The sequence below is a fragment of the Paraburkholderia humisilvae genome, assembly GCF_902859855.1.
In the GTDB taxonomy this organism is placed as follows: domain Bacteria; phylum Pseudomonadota; class Gammaproteobacteria; order Burkholderiales; family Burkholderiaceae; genus Paraburkholderia; species Paraburkholderia humisilvae.
Genome location: NZ_CADIKH010000374.1, coordinates 1 through 1,121 on the forward strand (window position 1 = coordinate 1; position 1,121 = coordinate 1,121).

The window sequence follows — 1,121 nt, forward strand, 5'->3', positions numbered from 1 at the left end:
TGCCCGCCGACGAACTCGCGCAGGCCATTAACGCCGCGTATTCGCGCCAGGACGGCAGCGCCGCGCAGGTGGTCGGAGAAGTGGAAGGCGAAGTCGATCTGTCGCGGCTGATGCAGGATATCCCCGAGGTCGAGGATCTGCTCGAGTCCGAAGACGACGCGCCGATCATCCGGATGATCAACGCGCTGCTCACGCAGGCCGCACGCGAGCAGGCTTCCGATATTCATATCGAGCCGTTCGAGAATGCGTCGGTGGTGCGCTTTCGCGTCGACGGCACGCTGCGCGATGTCGTGCGGCCGAAGAAGGCGCTGCACGGCGCGCTGATCTCGCGGATCAAGATCATGGCGCAGCTCGATATTGCCGAGAAACGTCTGCCGCAGGACGGGCGCATTACGTTGCGCGTGGGCGGCCGTCCGGTCGACGTGCGGGTGTCGACGCTGCCGACCGGCCACGGCGAGCGCGCGGTGCTGCGTCTGCTGGAAAAGGATGCGCAGCGGCTGAATCTCGAGGCGCTCGGCATGGCGCAGGACACGCTGCGCCAGTTCGACAAGCTGATCGCGCGCCCGCACGGCATCGTGCTGGTGACCGGCCCGACCGGCTCGGGCAAGACGACGACGCTGTACGCATCGATGTCGCGTCTGGAGACGGCGACCACCAACATCATGACCGTCGAGGACCCGATCGAATACGACCTGTCCGGCATCGGCCAGACGCAGGTCAATGAGCGGATCGGCATGACCTTCGCGCGGGCGCTGCGCTCGATCCTGCGTCAGGACCCGGACGTGATCATGATCGGCGAAATCCGCGACCTGGAAACCGCGCAGATCGCGGTGCAGGCGTCGCTGACCGGTCACCTGGTGCTCGCAACGCTGCACACGAACGATGCGGCTTCAGCGGTGACGCGTCTGACGGACATGGGCGTCGAGCCTTATCTGCTGGCTTCTTCGCTGCTCGGCGTGCTCGCGCAGCGGCTCGTGCGGCGCCTGTGTCCGGTATGCAAGGAAGAACGCGAAGAAGAAGGCCACAAGCAGTGGCACCCGGTCGGCTGCGAGAAGTGCGGGCATTCGGGTTATGCGGGACGACGCGGCGTCTACGAACTGCTACTGGTTGACGACGCAATC

Annotated in this window: 1 protein-coding gene; it reads left to right on the top strand. The window is 65.7% G+C overall.

Features of this window, described 5'->3' with window-relative positions:
* Window positions 1–1,121 (top strand): type II secretion system ATPase GspE (gene gspE, locus HV796_RS42620; protein WP_175233601.1); only part of this gene is annotated, 1,121 nt, incomplete at both ends.